The sequence below is a fragment of the Pararhizobium capsulatum DSM 1112 genome (assembly GCF_030814475.1).
Taxonomy (GTDB): domain Bacteria; phylum Pseudomonadota; class Alphaproteobacteria; order Rhizobiales; family Rhizobiaceae; genus Pararhizobium; species Pararhizobium capsulatum.
The window spans coordinates 944,304-965,853 of record NZ_JAUSVF010000001.1; the positions used below are offsets into that span (position 1 = coordinate 944,304).

The 21,550-nt window shown below is 59.3% G+C and carries 21 protein-coding genes and 1 tRNA gene; 18 read left to right on the forward strand and 4 right to left on the reverse strand.

What is annotated here, in order from left to right; genetic code table 11:
• Positions 1–106: 106 nt before the first annotated feature.
• The 7 genes from QO002_RS04445 (at position 107) to QO002_RS04475 (ending at position 9,744) form a co-directional block, all read left to right on the forward strand.
• Positions 107–2,818 carry an aminotransferase class I/II-fold pyridoxal phosphate-dependent enzyme gene (locus QO002_RS04445; protein ID WP_307227082.1) on the forward strand — a complete coding sequence of 904 codons (2,712 nt, stop codon included), beginning with the start codon at positions 107–109 and terminating at the stop codon, positions 2,816–2,818.
• 149 nt (positions 2,819–2,967) lie between these two features.
• Positions 2,968–4,662, forward strand: a complete 1,695-nt coding sequence (gene aspT / locus QO002_RS04450) for an aspartate-alanine antiporter (protein WP_307227084.1) — start codon at positions 2,968–2,970, stop codon at positions 4,660–4,662.
• Between the two features lie 210 nt (positions 4,663–4,872).
• Entirely contained in the window at positions 4,873–6,036 is a 1,164-nt protein-coding gene (locus QO002_RS04455; protein ID WP_370878451.1) for a DUF2092 domain-containing protein, read from the forward strand.
• On the forward strand, positions 6,033–6,245 hold the full coding sequence (locus tag QO002_RS04460) for a hypothetical protein (protein ID WP_307227086.1): 213 nt from the start codon (positions 6,033–6,035) through the stop codon (positions 6,243–6,245). The genes QO002_RS04455 and QO002_RS04460 overlap by 4 nt, the downstream gene beginning before the upstream one ends.
• 677 nt (positions 6,246–6,922) lie before the next feature.
• Positions 6,923–7,657, forward strand: coding sequence for a MarR family winged helix-turn-helix transcriptional regulator (locus tag QO002_RS04465; RefSeq protein ID WP_307227088.1), 735 nt, complete (start codon positions 6,923–6,925; stop codon positions 7,655–7,657).
• A complete protein-coding gene (locus tag QO002_RS04470) occupies positions 7,650–7,982 on the forward strand; it encodes an HNH endonuclease (RefSeq protein ID WP_307227090.1) in 333 nt (110 codons plus the stop codon). Before QO002_RS04465 ends, QO002_RS04470 begins: the two co-directional genes overlap by 8 nt.
• A gap of 112 nt (positions 7,983–8,094) precedes the next feature.
• Positions 8,095–9,744, forward strand: a complete 1,650-nt coding sequence (locus tag QO002_RS04475; RefSeq protein WP_307227092.1) for a terminase large subunit — start codon at positions 8,095–8,097, stop codon at positions 9,742–9,744.
• Positions 9,745–9,845: 101 nt separating this feature from the next.
• On the opposite strand, the gene QO002_RS04480 is transcribed toward QO002_RS04475, so the two are convergent.
• On the reverse strand, positions 9,846–10,055 hold the full coding sequence (locus QO002_RS04480; RefSeq protein ID WP_307227094.1) for a helix-turn-helix domain-containing protein: 210 nt from the start codon (positions 10,053–10,055) through the stop codon (positions 9,846–9,848).
• Positions 10,056–10,154: 99 nt separating this feature from the next.
• Here QO002_RS04480 and QO002_RS04485 point away from each other — a divergent pair, with 99 nt between their 5' ends.
• The 10 genes from QO002_RS04485 to QO002_RS04530 all read left to right on the forward strand — a co-directional run bounded on the left by QO002_RS04485 (position 10,155) and on the right by QO002_RS04530 (position 16,862).
• Positions 10,155–10,442: a hypothetical protein gene (locus QO002_RS04485; protein WP_307227097.1), complete on the forward strand. Its 288-nt coding sequence runs from the start codon at positions 10,155–10,157 to the stop codon at positions 10,440–10,442.
• Positions 10,429–10,695, forward strand: a complete 267-nt coding sequence (locus QO002_RS04490) for a hypothetical protein (protein WP_307227099.1) — start codon at positions 10,429–10,431, stop codon at positions 10,693–10,695. Before QO002_RS04485 ends, QO002_RS04490 begins: the two co-directional genes overlap by 14 nt.
• Before the next feature lie 336 nt (positions 10,696–11,031).
• Positions 11,032–11,223: a hypothetical protein gene (locus QO002_RS04495; protein ID WP_307227101.1), complete on the forward strand. Its 192-nt coding sequence runs from the start codon at positions 11,032–11,034 to the stop codon at positions 11,221–11,223.
• A 44-nt stretch (positions 11,224–11,267) separates the two neighbouring features.
• On the forward strand, positions 11,268–11,936 hold the full coding sequence (locus QO002_RS04500; protein WP_307227103.1) for a MerR family transcriptional regulator: 669 nt from the start codon (positions 11,268–11,270) through the stop codon (positions 11,934–11,936).
• Positions 11,937–12,295: 359 nt separating this feature from the next.
• Positions 12,296–13,534 (forward strand): phage major capsid protein, encoded by a 1,239-nt coding sequence (locus tag QO002_RS04505; RefSeq protein WP_307227106.1) that lies wholly within the window; start codon positions 12,296–12,298, stop codon positions 13,532–13,534.
• Positions 13,535–13,537: 3 nt separating this feature from the next.
• The gene (locus QO002_RS04510) at positions 13,538–13,816 is read left to right on the forward strand and encodes a head-tail connector protein (RefSeq protein ID WP_307227108.1); all 279 of its coding nucleotides are present in this window, start codon (positions 13,538–13,540) and stop codon (positions 13,814–13,816) included.
• Complete coding sequence (locus QO002_RS04515) at positions 13,813–14,349, forward strand: HK97 family phage prohead protease (RefSeq protein ID WP_307227110.1); 537 nt, start codon at positions 13,813–13,815, stop codon at positions 14,347–14,349. The genes QO002_RS04510 and QO002_RS04515 overlap by 4 nt, the downstream gene beginning before the upstream one ends.
• On the forward strand, positions 14,346–15,575 hold the full coding sequence (locus QO002_RS04520) for a phage portal protein (RefSeq protein ID WP_307227113.1): 1,230 nt from the start codon (positions 14,346–14,348) through the stop codon (positions 15,573–15,575). Before QO002_RS04515 ends, QO002_RS04520 begins: the two co-directional genes overlap by 4 nt.
• Positions 15,575–15,799 (forward strand): hypothetical protein, encoded by a 225-nt coding sequence (locus tag QO002_RS04525; RefSeq protein ID WP_307227115.1) that lies wholly within the window; start codon positions 15,575–15,577, stop codon positions 15,797–15,799. The genes QO002_RS04520 and QO002_RS04525 overlap by 1 nt, the downstream gene beginning before the upstream one ends.
• On the forward strand, positions 15,774–16,862 hold the full coding sequence (locus QO002_RS04530) for a tyrosine-type recombinase/integrase (RefSeq protein WP_307227116.1): 1,089 nt from the start codon (positions 15,774–15,776) through the stop codon (positions 16,860–16,862). The genes QO002_RS04525 and QO002_RS04530 overlap by 26 nt, the downstream gene beginning before the upstream one ends.
• A 21-nt stretch (positions 16,863–16,883) precedes the next feature.
• On the opposite strand, the gene QO002_RS04535 is transcribed toward QO002_RS04530, so the two are convergent.
• From QO002_RS04535 to QO002_RS04545, 3 genes are all read right to left on the reverse strand, one after another.
• A tRNA-Arg gene (locus QO002_RS04535) sits at positions 16,884–16,960 on the reverse strand.
• Positions 16,961–17,166: 206 nt separating this feature from the next.
• Complete coding sequence (locus tag QO002_RS04540; RefSeq protein WP_307227118.1) at positions 17,167–18,645, reverse strand: ATP-binding protein; 1,479 nt, start codon at positions 18,643–18,645, stop codon at positions 17,167–17,169.
• Positions 18,646–18,911: 266 nt separating this feature from the next.
• Positions 18,912–20,918: a methyl-accepting chemotaxis protein gene (locus tag QO002_RS04545; RefSeq protein ID WP_307227120.1), complete on the reverse strand. Its 2,007-nt coding sequence runs from the start codon at positions 20,916–20,918 to the stop codon at positions 18,912–18,914.
• A 412-nt stretch (positions 20,919–21,330) separates the two neighbouring features.
• Here QO002_RS04545 and rpmH point away from each other — a divergent pair, with 412 nt between their 5' ends.
• A complete protein-coding gene (gene rpmH / locus QO002_RS04550) occupies positions 21,331–21,468 on the forward strand; it encodes a 50S ribosomal protein L34 (protein WP_037104763.1) in 138 nt (45 codons plus the stop codon).
• Positions 21,469–21,550 lie beyond the last annotated feature (82 nt).

The following is a 21,550-nucleotide window of genomic DNA, read 5'->3' on the forward strand; positions in this document are numbered from 1 at the left end:
GAGCAGATCAAACCACACAGTCACTTAGATTCGAATTGCCGACGCAGCCCGATCCTGATGGTGGGCAGCGGACGGCACTCAATCAGAACGGAATTGGGAGGGGCCAATGGCTACCAACACCACACGTGTCGATCAATTTTTGCTCATCCATTCGGGTCGCGCCGACAACTGGCGCGAGATCACGTCGCTTGCCGATGCCTGGGCGGCCGGCCGCGGCGAGCGCGCCCCGCTCGAGGCCGCGCTCTCGGCGTTGGCGCCGGCAGAGGAATATCATGCCTATCCGGGAGCACGGTTGCTCACGGCGCTGGGAGAACGCATCGCCACCAACGATGCAGGCGGGGCCGCAAAGCTTGCGCGGCGGATTTCCAATGGCTTGCTCACCCATGCCTATCGTGGGCGCCCGGGCGAGTGGGACGTCCACGAGGAGATGTCGGCGAACGAGGTGGCTGATATCATGCCTCCCGGGACCGGTGAAACGAGCGCGCGCCGCCCTTATTTCGAAGTTCTGTTCGTCAACAGCCAGCCGGCGGCGCGATGGGCGGCTTTTGCCGCGGAAATCCGCAGGCTGCGCCGACCGGAGGATGCCTTCATCTACGAGCCGATCCTGGTGGGCTCCTTCGAAGATGCGTTGTGCGCCGCGGCTCTCAACCCGGACATTATTTCGGTGGTCCTCGCCGAAGGGTTCCCCTACCGCTCGCGCCATGATGCACCGGTGCTTCGCTCCGTGCTCGATCCGCTTGGCGAAAAAGAAGGGCCTGACATGTCGGCACTTCGCCTCGCGCGCTCCTTGAAGCGGATCAGGCCCGAACTTGACGTCTATCTGCTCTCCGACCGCCAGGTGGAGAAAATTGCCGGCGATCCGGCAGCCGACGCCGTGCGGCGCGTGTTCTATGCGGTCGAGGAGCCGCTTGAGATGCACCTCGCCATCCTCGAAGGCGTGCAGGCGCGTTTTGAAACACCGTTCTTCGACAATCTGAAGAAATATGCGCGCCGGCCGATCGGGACATTTCACGCCCTGCCCATCGCCCGCGGCAAGTCGGTGTTCAAGTCCGACTGGATACGCGACATGGGCGAATTCTACGGCCTCAACCTGTTCCTCGCGGAAAGCAGCGCGACGACGGGTGGTCTCGATAGTCTTCTGGAACCGACAGGCACCATCAAGCGGTCGCAGGAGATGGCCGCCCGTGCCTTTGGCGCCGACCACGTCTTCTTCGTGACGAACGGCACCTCCACATCCAACAAGATGGCGGTTCAGGCCCTTCTGGCGCCCGGCGACATCGCCGTCGTCGATCGCAACTGCCACAAGTCGCATCACTACGGCATGGTGTTGACCGGCGCGCAGCCCTACTATGTCGAAGCCTTCCCGATGACGGAATATTCGATGTACGGCGCGGTCCCGCTCGCGACCATCAAGCGTGCGTTGCTGGCGCTGAGAGCGGAAGGACGCCTCGATCGGCTGAAACTGCTTGACCTCACCAACTGCACCTTCGACGGGCACATGTACAATGTCCGGCGGGTGATGGAGGAGTGCCTCGCCATCAAGCCGGACCTCATCTTTCTGTGGGACGAGGCATGGTCCGGTTTCGCCCGGTTCTCGCCGTTCCTGCGTCCGCGCACGGCCATGGGTGCCGCCGGGGATCTGGAGGAATGGTTGCGGGATCCTGCGTCCATCAAGGCCTATGATGAGCAGCAGGCCGAGCTCGGAGACAGTCCTTCCGATGACGAACTCATGGCCGCGCGCCTGATCCCCGATCCACGGGCCGTCCGCCTTCGTGTCTACCAGACCAACTCCACGCACAAGTCGATGTCGGCGATCCGGCAGGGCTCGATGTTGCTGGTCAAGGACGTAGACTTCCACACCGTTGAAGCCCAGTTTCACGAGGCCGTCTTCACCCATGCCTCGACTAGCCCGAACCAGCAGCTGATCGCGAGCCTCGACGTCGCGCGGCGGCAGATGGAACTCGATGGTTATGGCCTGGTGATGAACGCGATCGAGATCGCGCTCAAGATCCGCCAGGCGATCAATGAACACCCGCTGATCTCGAAATACTTCCGCGTGCTCGGAGCGGATGACATGATACCCGAGGCCTATCGGCAGTCCGGCTTCAAGGACTATCTGGCGCCGGGCTCGACCTGGGCCACGGCAGTCAAGGCAATGCAGGAAGACGAATTCTATCTCGACCCCACCCGCATGACACTGGTTTGCGGTACCGCCGGTTTCGACGGAACGCAATTCAAGGGGTTGCTGGCGAATGAATACGACATCCAGCTGAACAAGACTTCACGCAACAGCGTGCTGCTGCAGTCGAACATCAACAATACGCGCAGCGATGTCGCCCATCTCATTCGTGTCCTGGTCGAGATATGCCATGGCATCGACAAGCGTCTGGCCGATGGCGGGGAGGGCGAGCGCACCGCTTTCGCCGCGCGTGTAAAATCGCTGATGACCGATGTGCCGGATCTGCCGAACTTCAGTCACTTCCACGAGGTGTTCCGCAGCGACGCAGGGAAAATGACGCCGGAAGGCGATATCCGCACCGCCTTCTTCAACGCCTATGACGCTTCGGTGTGCGAATACGTGCCGCTGATTGGAGCCGAATGCGATCGCCGTTTGGCGGAAGGGCCGGACATGGTTTCGGCCAACTTCGTCATTCCCTATCCGCCGGGCTTCCCGATCATGGTGCCGGGCCAGGTGCTGACGCAGGAGACGATCGACTTCATGCGCAAGTTGGATGTGAAGGAAATCCACGGTTACGAGAAGGCGCGAGGGCTGAAACTGGTCAAACCGGACGCTGTCGCGGCCAAGCTGAAACGATAATCGGGAGGCGGGGAGCGCCGCGGTATGCCACGGCGCTCGATCGCTCCACCGGTGTGATTTTCCGGCTTGCCCGTTTTGGCATGAATGTCCGGGGTGGCGATCAATGTGGCCAGGCCTCGATGCGAGGCGAGAGGGGAACTAGTCTGATCATGGTTTGGTTCGAGCAATTTCTGGTCAAATATCCCGAGTTTGCCGTATTCCTTGCGATCAGCATCGGATACCTGATCGGGTCCGTCAAATTCCGGGGGTTCGGCCTCGGTCCGGTCACCGGTTCGCTGTTCGCCGGCATTCTGATCGGACAGTTGGCCCATGTGCCAGTTGCCGGCATGGCGAAATCCTTCCTGTTCCTTCTGTTCCTATTCGGGATCGGCTATTCGGTCGGGCCGCAGTTTCTGCAGGCGCTGAAACGGGATGGAATGAAACCCGTGCTCCTCGCCGTTGTCGTCTGCGTGACTGGGCTTTTGACAGCATTCGCGGTCGCCAAGATCCTTGGCCTCGATCCCGGCTTTGCGGCCGGGCTTCTGTCCGGCGCCCTGACCGAAAGTCCGGCCATGGGAACGGCGACGGAGGCGATCAACGCACTGCCATTGCCCGACGCCGACCGTGCGATGTTCGTGGCCCATGTCGCCGTGGCTGACGCTGTTTGTTACGTCTTCGGCGCGGCTGGCGTCATCCTGTTCTGCAGCGTCGTCGGCCCCTGGCTGCTCGGTGTCGATCTGGTTGCCGAAGGACTGAAACTGGAAAAGGAATACGGGATTACCCGAACGCGAGCCGGGGTCTCCTCGGCCTGGCACAGGTTCGAAATTCGCGCCTATCGGATCGCGGAAAATGCGCCGATCGTCGGCATGTCCGTTCTGGACGCGGAGGCGACATTCCCTCAATACAGGCTTTTCATCCAGCGCCTGCGACGAGACGGCACGATCCTTGAAGCGACTCCGGCGATGGTGATCACCCCGGGAGATGTCGTTGCCGTATCCGGAACGCGGGAAACGCTGGTAACCGTCCTTGGACCCCGCAGCGAGGAGGTCGAGGACCGCGAACTGCTCGATGTACCTGTATCGGTCGCTGACATCCTGCTGACAAGCCGCGCGCTCAAGGGGCGCAGCATCGAGGATGTGGCCAAGGAGGGCTGGACACGCAGTCTCTATCTGCGCGCCCTGTCGCGCGGGGGCCAGGACATCCCCATCGCACCGGGAATTGCGGTGGAGCGCGGTGACATCTTGCGGGTGGTCGGGCCGGAACCGGTTGTCGCGGCTGCGGGCAAGCAGATCGGAGTGGTCGTGGCGCCAGCGACGACGACGGATTTCTTCGTGCTCGGGCTGGCGATATTTCTTGGCGGACTTGTTGGCGTTCTCGTCACCTTTCCGATTGGAGACATGCGGATCTCCCTGAGCACCAGCGTGGGGACACTGCTGGCGGGATTGATGGTGGGGCATCTGCGCACGCGCTTTCCCCTGTTTGGCAGCATACCGGATGCCGCCGTCTCGCTGATGACGGCGCTCGGGCTTGCCGCCTTCGTCGCAATGACAGGCCTGCATGCCGGGCCTGTCTTCGTTTCGGCCATCGCTGAGGCGGGCGTCGGCCTTCTGTTCGGTGGCATGATCGTGACAGCCGTCCCCATGATCGTCGGACTTTATTTTGGACGCTACGTACTCGGGATGAACCCTCTTCTGCTCCTTGGAGGGCTGGCCGGCGCCCAGACAATGACAGCCGGAATGGCAGCAGTTCAGGATCGATCCGGAAGCACGGTCGCCGTGCTCGGATTTACACCGGCCGTGCCAATTGGCCACATTTTGCTGACAACCTGGGGAACAGTGATCGTTGGGCTCGTCGCTGGATCATAGCCGCAAATCGTGGTCGCAGACGGCCAACGCAGAGTTAAACCACAGCCAAAGGGGGTATTTTTCTGATGACAAGCACTGACTGATTGGAAAATTCACGCATCAGCCAAAAGGACCAATCTGATGTTAAGCAAACCGATCACGATATTTGAAGCGACAGGACACACTGGCACCCACCAGGATCGCGGCGGAGCCGCATCGCGGAACCGCAGGATGGCTGGACGTATGTTTGCAACGGTTGCCTTGCTGGCGATCGCAAGTACGTCTTCCTGGGCCCAGGACATGCAGACCAAATACAGCCGAGAGGCGATGCAGCAGGCGCTGGAAACGCGGGAACGGTACGACATCCACGGCCTGCGCTTCGACATCTCCACCTCGACCTTGAGACCCGGCACGGAAGCGATCCTCGATGACATCGCGACAGCTCTCAAGAATTTCCCTGAATGGGGCCTGAGGATTGTCGGCCACACCGATACGAGCGGCAATGCAGAAACCAACCAGAAACTATCGCTCGCTCGCGCGGAAGCTATCAAGGCGGCTCTTGTCGGGCGGGGGATCGATGCCGGCAGGTTGCAGGCTGGAGGTGTCGGGCAGACGATGCCTGTCGCCAGCAATGACAGCGGTGCCGGAAGAGCGCTCAACCGGCGGGTGGAGCTCGTAAGGACGACGGACTCGGCTGAAGCCAAGAAGCTGCTGAAGGCCATGACGGATTACCTGGCAGGGCAAAAGGCCATGTCGTTCTCCTATGATTCCAACCTCCAGGTCGTCACCAACAGCGACCAGAAGCTTGGGCTCGCAAGCTCGGGGACCGTGGTTCTCAACCGACCCGACAAGGTGCACACGTCCCGCTCCGGCGGCTTTGTCGATAGCGAGGCCTTGTTCGACGGCAAAACGCTGACGCTCCTGGGAAAGAACGTCAACAAATATACGCAGGTCGAAATCCCCGGCACGGTGGATCATCTGATTGACGAACTGAAGGACAAGTATGGATTGCCGTTGCCGGCGGCGGATCTGTTGATGACCACGGCCTATGACGAGCTGATGAAGGGGGTCTATGATTCGAAAGATCTCGGAAGTGGCGTCGTCAATGGTACCGAGTGTGATTCCCTTGCCTTCCGAAAGGACGACGTGGACTTTCAGATCTGGGTAGCACAGGGCGCACAACCCTATCCCTGCAGGCTGGTCATAACCTCCAGTCAGGTCAAAGGCGGGCCGGAATACAGTGTTCAGATCAGCAACTGGAAATCCGGAGATGCTGTCGCACCGGGTGATTTCGGCTTCAAGAACACGACCAATGCCGAAAAGATCGATGTGAGCGATCTCAAGCACAATCTGGGTGATTTGCCAGAAAACTTCATGGTAGGAGACAAGAAATGACCCTCTTCAAGCGCATAGGAATCATTGCCCTCGTCTGGGCCGCGTTGCTGGGTGTGGGCGATCTTTCGAGGGATATTCCGTCCCTTTCGATCCCCATGCTTGCCCCGGATGCCGTTGCCAGAGTCGGCCGGCCCCTGACCCCGGTCAGCGTAGCCGGCGTTGCCCGGCGAACCACACGGCGTTGTGCCGCCGATGTTTACGACTGCTAGAGGATGTCTGGTTCAGATTGGACCAGACATCCTCTAGATTCTTTTGTTTCCGTTTGTTTTTTCGGGAAAACCGGTTTCCACTTGTCCCTGACAAACTCTAGGAAAGCTAACAGCAGCGGCGCGGGATACGTTACGTGATATTGACGGAACGTGCTCACGGCACCGTGTCAACAAGGGTGCCCGGCGATGATCACGCCAGGCGGCCTGTGTTGAATGCAACCGAAAGCCAATGTTTCAACGGGTGCGGCAGCGGCCGCACTCGATGTCTGTTGCTTCAAGCGGTTCACATCAAGCTTCAATAGGCCAGATGAGCCCGCGCAGCAGAAGCTTAGGGCGTATGAAGAGGCTCTCGCCTGCGTTCTAAACTATTGAAAGAAATGGCGCACCCGAAGAGATTCGAACTCCTGACCCCCAGATTCGTAGGCAGTCGCGGTTTGTTGGTTCGGAAGCGGATTTCTGCAAATCACACGAAATTCCACTTAAGTTAAATCAATGCGTTAGCGTAGGCTTTGCAAACCGCCAAGACGGAGTCCATGCCGCCGCGTTGTGGCTTCATCAGCATCGCTCTTCCCTGACGCGAGCTGCGATCCCGACGCTTCGCGAACGCTTCCAGCTCACCATTCTGGAAGCCATTGAGGCCTCTAAGCAGGCCCACGGTCTCGCATACGGTGGCAACAATGAGTAAGGTGACGACGCTTAATTTCTTCGTTGCCCTCCCTGGCCGTGTGCTTTCAGACGACGATCTTACGGCCCTCGATTTCCGCGTTCTCGGAGTCGTTGCAGCTCACGACCGTATGGGGCGAAATGGGCAATGCTGCTGGGCTGGACAAAAGAAACTTGCAGCCATGGTCAAATGTGACCCGACACGCCTCAGTAATTCTCTCTCGAAATTGGTCAATAGAAAATATCTACAGGAACTACGCGACGAGAACGACAAGCGCCGAAAGGGTTTCCGCGTCATCTACGTTGCTGACAAGGATGCAGCCGCTATCGGCTCCAAGGTCAGAGATAGGTTGCCGGACGGCAATGTAAATTCTGCGTCAGATAGATTGCCGGACGGCAATGCAAGTGGACCAGATAGATTGCCGAATAGTCACCTAAATGGCAACACAGAAGTGATGAAAGGCAAAATAAATCAAGCACTTAAGTCGGCCATGCCAAACCCTAATATATTCTGCGAAGCAGAACATATACCCCTGAAGGGTGGCTTTGGAGGGGGCAAAAAGCCGCCAGATCGAGTTCTTGCTGATCTGCTTGGGAACGGGGACAGCGGCGCAGGATGGAACATGCTTACCCAACTACCCGACGAAGTGCTGCACCATCTGCGTGAGCGCTATGCGGCTGGCGACCTCGACCCCGGCGACCTCTTGCAGGCGCGGGACGCAATCCGAAAGGCGGCGAATTATGGCTGACTGGCCGTACAACACCAGCGCCTGGCGTAAGCTGCGGTTGGTCAAGCTTGCCACTGATCCAGCCTGCTATGCGTGCAAGCTGCGCGGTCAGGCGAAGCTTGCCGTCGCTGTTGACCATGTGAAGTCGATCAAGGCGGGCGGCGACCCGTTCCCTCCCTTGTCTGGTCTCATGAGCCTTTGCGAGCGCTGCCACAACGAGAAGACGAGTGCTGTTGATCGACAGGATCGGGCAGGCTCCGGCCGGCGCTTCAAGGGGTTCGACCTCAATGGAAACCCGATTGATCCGGCTGACGACTGGCACGCGAGAAATGGCAATCCGGAATAATGTTCTAGGGTAGGGGGCAAGAATCACCAGAACGGCTCTAGGCAAGACCGACGTCCCCCAACAAAATATACTTAGTTTCAGGTTTTCTGGAATGAGATTCTAAAAGTGAAGAATGGAGACCCGCAAGGGCGACGATATGGCAACACGGGGCATAGGAGCAAAGGCGCTTTCGGAGCGCGGCAAGATCGCCATACGACCGACGATGCCATGGGATGTGCCGGGGATGTCGCGCGCCGAGCGAGTGATTGCCTTTCTTGAAGACCTGCCGATCACAGCCGGCACGCTGGCTGGCACGACTATGAAAATTCGTACATGGCAACGTAAATTCCTCATGGCGGTCTATGCAGAAGATGCAGGCGGCGGGCGCCCGATCAGAACGGCGGTGCTTTCCATGGCGCGCAAGAACGGCAAGACGCAGCTTGCGGCCGGCCTGGCGCTCTGCCACCTGATGGGGCCGGAATCGGAACAGCGTGGCGAAGTCTATTCGGCCGCACTCACCCGTGACCAGGCGGCGAAGCTGTTTCAGGAAATGCGCGCAATTCTGACGGCACACTCGGAGCTTGATGACCGAGCAAACGTAATTCAGTTCAACAAGCAGATCGAGGTTCTAACGGGCGAGGGCGAGGGCTCGATCTATGCCGCGCTCTCCTCGGACGCGGGATCGAAAATGGGCCTTTCACCGAGCTTCGTCGTCTATGACGAACTGGGAAGCGCCCCGAATCGTGATCTGTTTGACGCGCTTGATACCGCGACCGGCGCACGCAAAAATCCGTTGATGATGTGCATTTCGACGCAAGCCGCGGCTGATCACCACGTCTTCTCCGAGCTGATCGACTATGGCGAGCGCGTGAACTCCGGAGACATCATTGATCCGAGCTTCCACCTGACGCTCTACGCTGCGCCACCGGACGCTGATCCATGGAGCCGCGAGGCATGGGCGGCGGCTAACCCGGCTTTGGCCGACTTCCGGTCACTGGAGGATGTCGAGCGGCAGGCGTCACAGGCGCGGCTGGTGCCGTCGAAGGAAAGCGCGTTTCGAAACCTGATGCTCAATCAGCGCGTCTCTGCCGCCTCTCGCTTCATTCACAAGGCGGAATGGGACCGCTGCAACGCTGCGCCAGAGCTTGCCGCGCTGGCTGGCCGGGAATGCTATGCCGGGCTTGACCTTTCCGGCTCTCGTGACCTGACAGCTTTTGTCCTGGCATTCCCCGGCGAGGGCCGCAGCTTCGATATCGTCTGCCAGTTTTTCATGCCGGAGGCGAACATTGTCGATCGGTCGAACGAGGATCGCGTGCCTTACGATTTGTGGGCGCGGCAGGGCCATATCACGCTCATTCCCGGCTCGACCATCGATCCCGGCTTCGTGGCGCAGGCCGTCATGCAGGCGGCGCAGACATACAGCCTGCAGACCGTCGCCTATGACAGATGGAGAATCGAGGATCTGAAACGAGAGCTGGGCCTGTTCGGCGGCAACGTGCCGCTGGAGCCGTTCGGGCAGGGCTTCAAGGACATGTCTCCTGCTGTCGATATGCTGGAGCGTAGCGTGGCCGAAAAGCTCCTTCGGCACGGCGGCAATCCCGTGCTAAATATGTGCGCCTCGAATGCGGTCATCACGCGCGATCCGGCTGGGAGCCGGAAGCTCGACAAGAGCAAAGCCACCGGCCGCATTGACGGCCTGGTGGCCTTGGCAATGGCTTTGCAGGTCTCAGGGCGACATGAGCCGGATGCGATGCCTTCCTGCCTGCTGGAGCTGATGGATTAGAGTCTCAATCCATCCCGAATAACGTTCCAGATGGGAACGTTTAAATGGCCTCATCTGGATTTCAAGCAGGCCCGAAAACCTTCCAGGTGGAAAGAGTTTCGCTACGTGGTTTTCTTGAGCCGGACGCCTGGCCCTTCGCCGTTCTCTGCCACGAAAATCATGCCTGCCCGTTCAAGCGCCCTTTGGATGGCCTCCAGAACATCAGGTGTTCCCGCATACCGCTCATTTTCGAAGTTATTGACCGTGTTTCTATGCACGTTAGCGGCTCTTGCAAGGTCTTCTAACGACCATTTCAACGCGGCGCGTGCCATTCTCACTTGTGCAGGCTTCACAAGACCAGTTCCCTATGCTAAATGCACAAGTGCAATAATCACAAGTGCGATTTGCACAAACTAACACGAGGCAACGCGATGGGATACCGTTTTCGCGAACAGGACAACTACGTCCGCATTGTCGAGCTGACGCCGGCGATGCGGAAGCAAATCGAGAATACGATTGAGCACCTGCTTTCTGTGCTCGACCACTTCGACGGTGACGAAAACCTTGAATGGGATGACGCGGGGGAAAACGACGGCGATGAAGAATCTTCTCTCACCTGGTTCGCACGCGAGACGGTAGCGCGACCGACGCTTGCGGAGGCTGGCCGAAAAACCCATCCCAATTTTCGACAACCGGGAGCTACCCATGCCGAACACTGATGTTCCGGCCGCCGCCGAACGGATGCCCAATAATGACACCCTCGCCGATGTGCAGGCTGAAGTCTGGCGCTTGTTTCACCTGCTAGCCACCATTTCGGATTTGATCATGGAATTTCCCCTCGCGTGCGATGATAGGAGCGAAGCAGAGCTTGATAGGATCAATGCGCTTGCCTTGATCGCACGAGACCGCGCCCGGAGCCTCGGCCTCGATATCGATCAGAACTTCCGTGCAATCGAGCGGAGGGCGGGATGACAGCCAGCCGCCTCCTCCTTCTCGATAAAATCCACGATCTCCGAGATTTGCTTGGCCTCAACGACATAGGGAACAGCGCGAGGCATGAAGTACGATGATCTGGGGTAGGTGCGAATTCAGTTCGCTGTCGTTCCAGCAGAAGCAGGCTTTTCTTGTAATTTGTGACTGCCTTAAGTGCCAGGACGGCGCTTCTTGTCTTCTGGCGAAGAGAATAATTGATGGCCAGATCGGCCCCCTAGAGCTTTCTAAAGCCCCTCTGCTGTCTTCTGTCCTGCAATGTCAGACTGACCGTTTCCATTCAAAGCGGGCTGTGCCGGCCCTAGAGGCGGCGGCGGGATGATCGATCTTATGCTCACGGCCGGCATTGCTTTCGCGTTCGGCTTCCTTCTCGGTGACCTGCGCGGCGTGAAGCAGGCGAACATCATCCTCGACCAGAATCTTCGCGATCTGTTCAAGGTAATTGGCGACGACAGGCCAATGCCGACCGACAGCGAGGATTCTGAGCCAATGCGGCCGACCTTACATTGAAATTCGGGAAAATGCCTCACGTGAGCACAAATATCCTTGACTGATTGACCTCAAAAGAGCACATTTGTATTAGTTTCTCAACTGAGGCCGGATATATGAACGCCACCTTGTCGAAAAAGCTTCGGTTCTCCGATGTAGTTTATGCCATCGGCTCAACACCGAAAGCTGTCCGTTTGTGGTTGCAGCGCGGCCTTGTTGAAATCCATACGCCGAAGCTTATAGGCGGCGGCTGGACCGAATACAGCTTCCTCGATATTGCGATCCTAGCCCTTGTGCGCTCGCTGGTGAATTTCGGCGTGGACGTGCCCACGGCAGGCGGGATCGCCAACACCATCATGAGCGATCATTTCTTCCCGATGCACAAAATTGCGGAGCTCGACGATGGTGATATGCCGGTCGGATCGCTGGCGATGATGTGGGGTGGCCACCGGCTCTACCTTCACCGCGATGGTGATCAGTGGCACATGAAGCTGGTTGCGCTGTGGGAAAGCGACTTGGACCGGAAAAAGATGATTGCCAAGGACTTTCCGGATCGTGCGTCGCCCGGAGATGCGGAGTTTGACCCTGCACTTCCCAGTGGGGTCGCCACTCTTCGGCGCGAGCATGAGCCTGCACCCGTATATATTTCAATCGACGTTGCAAGCGTCCTTCGCACTGCCTTCGAACGCGCTAACGAGAGTGTGACGTATGGCGGCGAGGATGACGCCAAATGATTTCCGCAATCCACCTCGACCCCAACGGCTGCGTATGGCCTGTCGTCTCGCCTGGGGAAGGTGGTGCATCCGTTGCGCACGGATGCAAGCGCGCATGGCGAGACGACACCCTTTCGCGCCAGGAGCGGCGTTCCGCTCTTGGCGCATTCGACGAGTAGACAAGCTTCCCCGTGCCATCAAGCAACGGCTCCGCCAGCGGGCCGAGACGAAAGTTGGAAAGTGCCTCTCTGGAGGCGCGGGGTGTCCCAAAGGACCAGACAAGGGGCACAGGCTGGCGATTTTTCTGAAACTGTTCCGATCCCTCTAACCGACTACCGCTTGATTTCCTCCGGACGGCCATCAACCCAACGGAGTTACCCATGAAAAAGCTTATCGAATTGCGCGAAAAGCGTGCCGCCAAGATGGCCGAAATGCGCACCCTCCATCAGAAGGACAAGATGGAGGACAACGAAATGCAGCGCTTCACAGCGCTGGAAACCGAAGTCACCGACATTGCCGGGCAGATTTCCCGCGAGGAGCGCTTTGCCGCTCTCGAGCGTGAAGAACAACGCGGCGAAACGGTCAGCGGTGGCGAGCTTGACCGCGAGTTGCGCAACTATTCGTTGGCGTCGGCCATCAATGGGGCACTCACCGGCCGTTTGACCGGCCGTGAAGCGGAAGTCGATCAGGAATTGAAGCGCGGCCGGGAAAGCCGCTCTGGCGCTTCCGGCATCCACCTGGCTGTACCTTCTCAAATCCTGCTTGGCGGCATCGAACAGCGCAGCCAGACGGTCGGTACGCCGTCGGCGGGCGGCTACACGGTCGCCACGAACCTCGCGGCAGTTGCCGATCGCTTCCGGCCCGCACTCAAAGTCGAGAGCATGGGGGCGACCGTGCTCCGCGGCCTGACCGGCTTCCTCGACCTGCCGAACCTCGCGACGAGCGGCACGGCAAGCTGGGTCGCGGAGGACGGAAATGCCACCCGCTCCGCCGCAACCTTCGACAAGGTGTCCATGGCTCCGAAGACGGTCACGGCCGAATATGGCCTCTCCCGTCGCCTCATGCTCCAGTCCAATACCGCCATCGAAGACTTACTGCGGCGTGATCTGGGCTTCCTGCTGGCACAGGCACTCGATGCAGCGGCAATCAAAGGCAGCGGCGTTGCTCCGATCCCGCTGGGCATCCTGCACACGGTTGGCGTCGCGATGGTAACGACGGAAACCGCATTCTCCGATACCACGGCGAACCTGATTTCCGAACTGGAGCTGGACGACGTGACCGGAACGGCAGCCTTCCTGACCAATCCCACGGTCATGAAGACGGTTCGCAAGATCAAGGATGCGGATGAGCACGTCATCTCCGCCGCCGAGCTGTTCCACGATGGCCGCGTCGAGGTCTCGACGCAGGTACCGATGGATATCGGTGTAACTACTGACAAGTCCGCGTTGATCTACGGCCAGTGGAGCGAGTTGTACCTGGGTTATTGGAGCGCGGTAGATATCCTGATCAACCCGTACCACCCCGACGTTGCTTCGAACGGCGGCGCTCTTCTCCATGCCTTCCTCGATGCCGACGTTGCTGTGCGTCATCCCAAGGCATTCGCCTACGCGGAGATTTGAGCCATGATTTCGCTCGATGACGCAAAGGCTCAACTCCGCGTTGACTTTAACGACGACGACGCGAGCATCGAGCGGTATATCGCTGCTGCGGCCGCGCACCTGCGGAGGATCGGCGTCGATGTGGACGCCGATCCTCCCTCAGAAGATATCGATGTGGCCATGCTGCTGCTTGTCGGCCATTTCTATGGAAATCGTGAGGCAACAACCATCGGCGTCTCCGTCGAAATTACCCCATTGGGTCTTGACCGGCTGATTGCCCCTCACCGGGAGCACGGAATATGACCAGCTTTGAAAAACGCGGCTTCGCCATCGAAGTCCGCGCAAAAGGCCGTCGCCTCGAAGGCTATGCGGCAATCTTTTCCAAGCCCGCCGACATTGGCGGGCGCTTTACCGAGACCATCGCGCCGGGGGCCTTCTCAGCCACACTTCGCACCAGGGCGGATGTGTTGGCACTGGTCGATCATGATCCGGGTCGCGTGCTCGCCCGCACCCGTTCCGGCACGTTGAGGCTTTCGGAAGATAGCCGGGGGCTCGCCTTCGACCTCGATGTGCCGGATACGACATCCGGCCGCGACGTGCTCGCTCTTGCCGAACGTGGTGACGTTGGCGGGATGAGTTTTGGCTTCACGGCGCTGGACGAGAAACGCGACGGCGACCGTCGCGAGCTACGCGCCGTCGAGCTTCACGAAATCTCTGCTGTGATGGCATGGCCCGCCTATGATGCCACGATCATCCAGGCCCGATCCCTTTTCCTTCCGTCGCCGTTCCGCTCCTACGCGGAACGCGCCTTGCGCCTCCTGGAGCTGTCCCAATGAAGTTGATCGATCGCATCCTTGGCCGTGAAAAGCGTGCGCCCATTCAATCCAACGATCCATATCTTGCGGAATGGTTTGGCCTTACCGGCGGTCTCGGCGGTTATGTCGATCCCGTACGCGCCAGTGGAATCGCCACCGCGCATGCCTGCATCTCCATCGTGAGCCAGAACCTCGCCGCAACGCCGTTGAACCTCTATCGTCGCACTGACAACGGCGGGCGCGAACGTGAGACCGACCACCCGCTTTATGGCGTGCTGCACGATGTGGCGAATCCGACCATGACGGCATACGAGGCGCGTGAGGCTTTGGTGGCTTCGGTGATGATCGCCGGCAACGCCTTCGCCCGTCTTGAATGGAACGGACGCGGGCAGGTTTCGGCTCTTTATCCCCTCGATCCGGGCCAGGTTGCCGTCGAGCGGCTGGAGAGCGGCCGCCTTCGTTATCGTGTTTCCAGCGACCGGGGCGGCGTTCGCGTTTACCTACAGGAAGAAATCCTGCATCTGCGCTATCGTCTCGCCCGTGACGGCGTAATGGGCCTTTCACCGATCCAGATTGCCCGCGAGACGTTCAGCCTTGCGCTCACACAGCAGGAGACGGCCGCCAAGCAGGCATCGAAAAGCTTTCTACCGGAAGGTGCGCTGATATTCCCCAACGTGATTGGCAAGGATCAGCGCCAGTCCGTTCTCGACAGGATGGAAGCCAAGGTAAACTCCGATCTCTCGACGCGCGGCATTCTCGTGCTCGACGGCGGGACCGACTGGAAGTCCTTCTCCTTCAGTTCGAAGGATGCCGAATTTCTCGAGAGCCGGAAGCTCACCAATCTGGATATCTGCCGCATCTGGGGCGTGCCGCCGACCGTGGCAGGTATCACCGACAACGCGACCTATTCGAACAGCGATCAGGAGAGCCGCGCTCTCGTCGTACGGTGCCTGGCTCCCATGGCGCGTCGAATCGAACAGGCCATGAATGCCTCGCTGCTGACCGTACAGAGCGGCAAGACGCTCTTCATCGAGCACGACCTGGCGGGCCTGCTGCGCGGCGACCTGAAGGCCCGCTATGATGCCTACAGTGTAGGCCGGAACGGCGGCTGGCTGTCGGTCAACGAAATTCGCGGCTGGGAAAACATGCCGATGATTAACGGTGGCAACGAATATCTCTCGCCGTTGAACATGACCGAGGCCGGAAACCGCCAGGCGGACCCGTTGAACAATGAAGAGGACCCGTGATGGCAACCCGGAAGGCCGCAATCAAGCAGTCTGACGCAACACGACTTCTCAAGGCGGCGAAGGCGGCTGGTTTCGAACGCGCGCGCTTCTCCACCACAATGGACGGCGGAATCGTGTTCGACGTGTTTGGCGGCGGCGAACCGGATACCAGCGCAACGGAGGCGGCGACGTCGCCTTTCGAGAAATGGAAGACAGAAAATGCGAACAAAGCTAAGCGGAATTAACACGGTCAAACGCACGCTCGCGAGCGGAGACGTCGCAACGTATTACTATCATCGCGCCACCGGAGCGAGACTTGACGGCGATCCGGGATCGCCGGAATTCATGGCCGCGATCGCCAAGGCTCTGGAGAAGGCCCGTAAGCGTGACACTGGAACGCTCGCGGGCCTCATGCGTGAGTTCGAGGAAACGAAGCAGTGGCGGAAACTCGCGACCTCCACCCGCTCGGAGTATCGCCGCGTCTTCAAATTCTGGGAGGATACCTACGGCACGTGTCCTCATGCCGCGCTTGAAGACAAGGCGTTCCGTCGCGACGTCATCAAGTGGCATGACCAGTATTCGGAAGAAAAGCCTCGTGAATCCGATAATCGCGTAACGATCTTGGCGCGCGTGCTCTCATGGGCGGCGAAAGATGGTCCCTTGAAGGTGAACGTCCTCGACGGTTTCGAGCGCGCCTATCAAAGCGACCGCTCGGAAATGATCTGGCTTCCGGACCACGTGGACGCCTTCATGGCCGTGGCGAGCCCGGAGATGCAGCTCGCCCTCGTTCTGGCACTTCACACCGGGCAGCGGCAGGGCGATATCCTGAAGCTTCCCTGGAGCGCTTACAACGGTACGCACATCGTCCTTCGTCAGGGAAAGGCCCGACGTGGAAAGCTTGAAGGCCGCCTGATCCCGATCAAATGCACGAGCGCCCTCAAGGCGACGCTTGACGGCCTCCAGAAGCGTTCGCCGTTGATCCTGACCACCAAGACCGGCCGCGCCTTCCAGAAGCGCTACTTCGCGCAGTTATGGGAAGAAACGTGCAAGCAAGCCGGGATCACCGACCTGCACTTCCACGACATTCGCGGCACGACTGTGACGCTGCTCTTTCAAGCTCAATGCAATCTTGGGGAAATCGTCTCGATCACCGGCCACTCTCTCAAGCGCGCGCAGGACATTCTGGACAAGTATCTGGCACGCACCAGCACCATGGCTGACAACGCCATTGCCAAATTCGAGAACGTTTTGGAAACCGATTTTGCAAAACGGCCTGCAAAACAGGAGAGTTCAAATGAAGCAGAATGATTGTAAGGCGTTGAAGGTAAATGGCGCACCCGGAACGATTCGAACGTCCGACCCCCAGATTCGTAGTCTGGTGCTCTATCCAGCTGAGCTACGGGTGCATGTCGCTGCGGCGTCAACCGCTTGCGTGGCGATCCTCTAAAACGTCCAGTCTGGGATTGCAAGCGAATTTCCGAAGAAATTTTGCTTTTCGACTGTAAAACAGAATTATCGCTTTGAAAGTTCATCGAAATTCTCTGCAGCAGCGATCCGGGGCGGCGTCACCTCGCTGTGGCATTCCGTTCACATGAAGAGAAACAGGATCTGTTCAGCGTCTTGCGCGCGAGCGGAAGACATCGAGTGGTACGGCCCGATCCGGAAGTTCGATCTCGAACAGCGTCCCCGGCGAAGGCTTTTCAACGAGCGCGATCCTTCCGCCATGGGCAACGACAAGCTCGCGCGCGATCGCAAGGCCGAGGCCGGTTCCGCCGGAGCGCGCCGAACCGCGGAAGGCGGAGAACAGGTTCTCCCGTGCTTTCTGCGGCATGCCTGGCCCTGTATCATCGACGCTGATGGAAACGACGCTGCCGGTGCGCACGGCCGAGACGGTCACGATACGTGGCCCTTCGTTTTCCGTATCGTTCATCAGCGCCTGCACGGCATTCCTGCAGATATTGTGCACGACGCGGAAAAGTTGCTCGCTGTCTGCATCGACCTGCAGGTCCTCGGGAATCTGCAGCCTGAAATCGATGCCGGAGGCGGGATCTATGGCGAGAATCTCGGCGACGTCGCTCACAAGAGGACGAAGCGCCAGAAAACGTCGATGCGGCTCCTGCTCGGTTGTTCGGCCATAGGAGAGGACCTCGGTGGTGTAGCCCACAGCGCGATCGATGGTGCGCAACAGTGTCGGCGCAAACCGTTTGACGATGGGATCATCGACGTCCGAGAGGCGGTCGGAAATGAGCTGCGCCGACGACAGGATGTTGCGCATGTCGTGGTTGATCTTCGACACGGCGAGGCCGAGATCCGCAAGGTTCTTCTGGCTTTTCAGGGTCTTTTGCAGATGCAGCTGCATTGCGGCCAGATGTTGTTCGGCGAGCGACAATTCGTCCCGGCCGGACGAAGCCGCCAATACCCGCGAGGGATCGGACGGATCCGCAGAAAAGGACTGCATGCTTGCGGTCATCCGCCGGATGGGCGCAATCATGATGCGGTTGATGGCGACAAAAATCAGCGTCGCAGTGAACAGTGACAGGCCGATCGACAGGAAGAAGACGTTGCGGGCATAGACCAGCATCGCCTTGTACAAGTTGCGGTCGGACATCACCAGCTCGATGGTTGCGTCGCTTTCGCCAAGCGGCCCGTAGACGCGGATGATCTTGTTTCCACCGAAGAGCAGCGTATCAAAGGCGTCGCGGATAGCCTCGACGGGCATGACGGCGGAGAGATCGTATTTCGCGTCGACTTCCGGTGGCATGTCGACAGCTGCGATCAGGCGCGATTCTTCCTTGCGGCGCAGGACGATGGCCTTGGTATCCGTCGCCATCAATGTTTCGTCCTGCAGAGGTCGTGGAAGTTCGATGTTTTCCAGGCCGTCCACGACAACGCCGGCCGCGGCTGCCGTGTTCAGCCGGTCCTGCAGCCAGCGTACACGCATATTGGCGACGGAGGGGACGAAGATCAGAATTTCAGCCAGCATGACCGAGACGATCGTCAGCAGCAGAAGCTTGCCGGAAAGACCTCGCAAGACGCCGACCCTCTGCTGTGGAGGATCGCCGGATCCTGTTGCTGGTACTGGCCTTGTCATCGTCGCTCGGTTCCGCGCTGATTCAACTCACGCTGCTGCATAACCTATACGGCAAATCTGCGCGTGTGGTTTTGTAATGCCACGGTATATTAGAAGAGGCGGTTTGATTTTCCAATGCGCGCCAGCGGGAAACCGTATGCGACATCAAAGCGCTAGCCGGAAAACGGTTGAATCCCGGCTTGTTCCGCATGCCAAAATATCTGCAGAAACGAAAATCCCGCGGCCGGGGCCGCGGGATTTGAAGCATAAGGCAGGTGCTGGAAGGATCAGAATTCTTCCCAGTTGTCCTTGGCAATAGCGGCGTTTTCAGAGCCGCCGCCAAAGGCGCGGGCGACTGAGCCCATCATGCGCCGTGCCGGCGATGCCACCGGGCGGGCCGTATCGCGGGCAATGGCGGGAGCGGACATCTGACGGCCATCATCCAGCTTGAAGTGCGAGATGAGGTGCGCCAGGCTGTCGGCTTCGCTCGAAAGCTTGTGGGTCGCGGCATTGGCCTCTTCGACCATGGCTGCGTTCTGCTGGGTAACCTGATCCATCTGGTTGACGGCGGTCGAGACTTCGCCGAGCCCGGTCGATTGCTCGCGGGCGGCCGTGGCGATCGAATGGATGTGGTCGTTGATCTTCAGGACGCGGCTTTCGATCTGGCCGAGCACTTCGCCGGTTTCCTGTACCAGCTTTACGCCGGTTGCGACTTCCGAGCCCGATTTGCTGATCAGGGCCTTGATGTCCTTGGCAGCGCTTGCCGCACGCTGGGCAAGCTCCCGAACTTCCTGTGCCACGACGGCAAAGCCCTTGCCGGCATCACCTGCGCGGGCGGCTTCGACACCGGCGTTGAGCGCAAGCAGGTTGGTCTGGAAGGCGATCTCGTCGATGACGTTGGTGATCTGGCCGATTTCGCTGGAGGCCTGCTCGATGCGGCCCATGGCATCGACGGCGTTGCGCACGACGGCTGCTGATTGAGCAGCACTCTGCTTGGCCTCGGTGACCATTACGGTTGCTTCCTGGGCGCGTTCCGTCGAGTTGCGTACGGCAGCGGTGATTTCCTCGAGCGCTGCGGACGTTTCCTCGAGCGCAGCTGCCTGCTGTTCGGTACGCTTGGACAGGTCGTCGGTTGCCGAACGCAGTTCGGAGGAGTTGCCGTTGATGCTGTCTGTGGTGGCGCGAACCTCGCGCATGGTCTTTTGCAGGATCGCAAAGGTGTCGTTGACATTGCGCTGCAGTTCCGCGAAGGCGCCCTGGAACTGGCCGTTCATGGCCTGGGTCAGGTCGCCGACGGAGAGGCTGGCGATGACACGGCGGGTTTCGTTGACGCCGGTATCGACGCTGCCGACCAGCTCGTTGACGCTGCCGGCAAAGCGATTGAGATCGGCGTTGCCGTAGTCCTTGTTGATGCGGTGTGTAAAGTCACCGGCAGCAGCAGCCGAAACGACCGTTGCGATGCTCGACTGAAGATCGGCGCTTTTTTCGCGCAGCGCGCTTTCCTGGGCGTTCAGTTCGCGCACGGCCAGGCCGTTGCGTTTGAAGACCTCCACGGCACCGGCCATTACGCCGATTTCGTCCTTGCGGCCCGAGAAGGGTACGGCTGCGTCGAGATCGCCGGAGGCAAGGCTCTTCATGGAGTCCGTCAGTTCGAGGATCGGGCGGCTGAGCTGATTGGTGCCGATGTAGAAGGCGGTGCCGACGCCGATGGCAAGGCCAATGCCTGCCGTTAGCAATACGAGCACGATCATCTTGCCTTCGATGCCATTGATTTCCGCCTGGATTGCATCCAGCGCGGCAAGGTCGGTTGCGACCACGTCATCGATCTCAGCCTGGAAGGCCTTGCGGTTGGCGCGGTTTGCGTCGTTGTTGCCCTGCTCGTTTGCAGCCTTCGGCGAGACTTCCTGGCTGAGGCGTGCCGTTTCGGAGCGGAAGGTGCGGAACTCGGCGGCTTTGCTCACAACGGCATCGAACGCGGCAATCTGCTCGGCCGGAACCAGCGGGCGCCAATCCGTCAGAAGTACATCAATCTTGTCGAGGCTCTTCGCAATGCCCTCGGCGAAGGGAACGGCCTTTTCGGCAGTCGGGGCGGCGTAGATGCCGCGGGCATCCATCACCACCGCTGTCACGAGGCGGTTCAGGTGTTCGCCGTTGAAGGCACGATCCGATGCCACGTCAAATTTCTCAAGTTCTGAATTGTATTGCTTGACGACCGTAAGCGCGATGCCTGTCACCATGAGGGTGATCATGCTCATGATGCCGACGATCAAATAAATCTTGCCACGAATTTTCATAATACAGGGTCCTCAATGATGAATGTGACCCTCAAGTTGCTGCTCACGGCTCACACATGACGAGACCCTAGGTCGGCCGTGGTTAACGAACGTTTTCAAGCATATGGGGCATTCTAGGGATTGGTCGTTAATCAAATCTTGACGAGATTCCGATAGCTCATTCAGGATTTTCAATCCAGAATTGCAAAGTGTATTAATACCCGCTCATATTCGGTGGTGGCCTTTCCGCGCCAAAACACCGCGAGACGTGCATTTCCTGCTGTTGCGATTGACTTGCGCGCGGGTTTGCTCTTATAAGCCGCCCACGTCTGGACAAGTCCTCTTGCCCTTGTGGCTAGCCCATGTCCTGACCAAAACGCTCCTTGCTAAGAAGCAAACCCAAGAAGGGCCGCACACCGCGGTATTAAAATAAATGACGAAGCGTACCTATCAACCGTCCAAGCTTGTTCGCAAGCGCCGTCACGGCTTCCGTGCACGTATCGCCACCAAGGGTGGCCGCAAGGTTATCGTTGCCCGTCGGGCACGCGGCCGTAAGCGTCTGTCGGCCTAAGGCCTGCGGCGCATGAGCGTCCTCCGTTTCCTCGGACCGGGATACGCCATGCGCGGCTTTTCGGCAGCCTGTCTCGTCAGCC

Coding starts and splice junctions, on each gene's coding strand:
- QO002_RS04445 (WP_307227082.1), top strand. CDS start 107: ATGGCTACCAACACCACACGTGTCGATCAATTTTTGCTCATCCATTCG.
- aspT (WP_307227084.1), top strand. CDS start 2,968: ATGGTTTGGTTCGAGCAATTTCTGGTCAAATATCCCGAGTTTGCCGTA.
- QO002_RS04455 (WP_370878451.1), top strand. CDS start 4,873: ATGGCTGGACGTATGTTTGCAACGGTTGCCTTGCTGGCGATCGCAAGT.
- QO002_RS04460 (WP_307227086.1), top strand. CDS start 6,033: ATGACCCTCTTCAAGCGCATAGGAATCATTGCCCTCGTCTGGGCCGCG.
- QO002_RS04465 (WP_307227088.1), top strand. CDS start 6,923: ATGAGTAAGGTGACGACGCTTAATTTCTTCGTTGCCCTCCCTGGCCGT.
- QO002_RS04470 (WP_307227090.1), top strand. CDS start 7,650: ATGGCTGACTGGCCGTACAACACCAGCGCCTGGCGTAAGCTGCGGTTG.
- QO002_RS04475 (WP_307227092.1), top strand. CDS start 8,095: ATGGAGACCCGCAAGGGCGACGATATGGCAACACGGGGCATAGGAGCA.
- QO002_RS04480 (WP_307227094.1), bottom strand. CDS start 10,055: ATGGCACGCGCCGCGTTGAAATGGTCGTTAGAAGACCTTGCAAGAGCC.
- QO002_RS04485 (WP_307227097.1), top strand. CDS start 10,155: ATGGGATACCGTTTTCGCGAACAGGACAACTACGTCCGCATTGTCGAG.
- QO002_RS04490 (WP_307227099.1), top strand. CDS start 10,429: ATGCCGAACACTGATGTTCCGGCCGCCGCCGAACGGATGCCCAATAAT.
- QO002_RS04495 (WP_307227101.1), top strand. CDS start 11,032: ATGATCGATCTTATGCTCACGGCCGGCATTGCTTTCGCGTTCGGCTTC.
- QO002_RS04505 (WP_307227106.1), top strand. CDS start 12,296: ATGAAAAAGCTTATCGAATTGCGCGAAAAGCGTGCCGCCAAGATGGCC.
- QO002_RS04510 (WP_307227108.1), top strand. CDS start 13,538: ATGATTTCGCTCGATGACGCAAAGGCTCAACTCCGCGTTGACTTTAAC.
- QO002_RS04515 (WP_307227110.1), top strand. CDS start 13,813: ATGACCAGCTTTGAAAAACGCGGCTTCGCCATCGAAGTCCGCGCAAAA.
- QO002_RS04520 (WP_307227113.1), top strand. CDS start 14,346: ATGAAGTTGATCGATCGCATCCTTGGCCGTGAAAAGCGTGCGCCCATT.
- QO002_RS04525 (WP_307227115.1), top strand. CDS start 15,575: ATGGCAACCCGGAAGGCCGCAATCAAGCAGTCTGACGCAACACGACTT.
- QO002_RS04530 (WP_307227116.1), top strand. CDS start 15,774: ATGCGAACAAAGCTAAGCGGAATTAACACGGTCAAACGCACGCTCGCG.
- QO002_RS04540 (WP_307227118.1), bottom strand. CDS start 18,645: ATGACAAGGCCAGTACCAGCAACAGGATCCGGCGATCCTCCACAGCAG.
- QO002_RS04545 (WP_307227120.1), bottom strand. CDS start 20,918: ATGAAAATTCGTGGCAAGATTTATTTGATCGTCGGCATCATGAGCATG.
- rpmH (WP_037104763.1), top strand. CDS start 21,331: ATGACGAAGCGTACCTATCAACCGTCCAAGCTTGTTCGCAAGCGCCGT.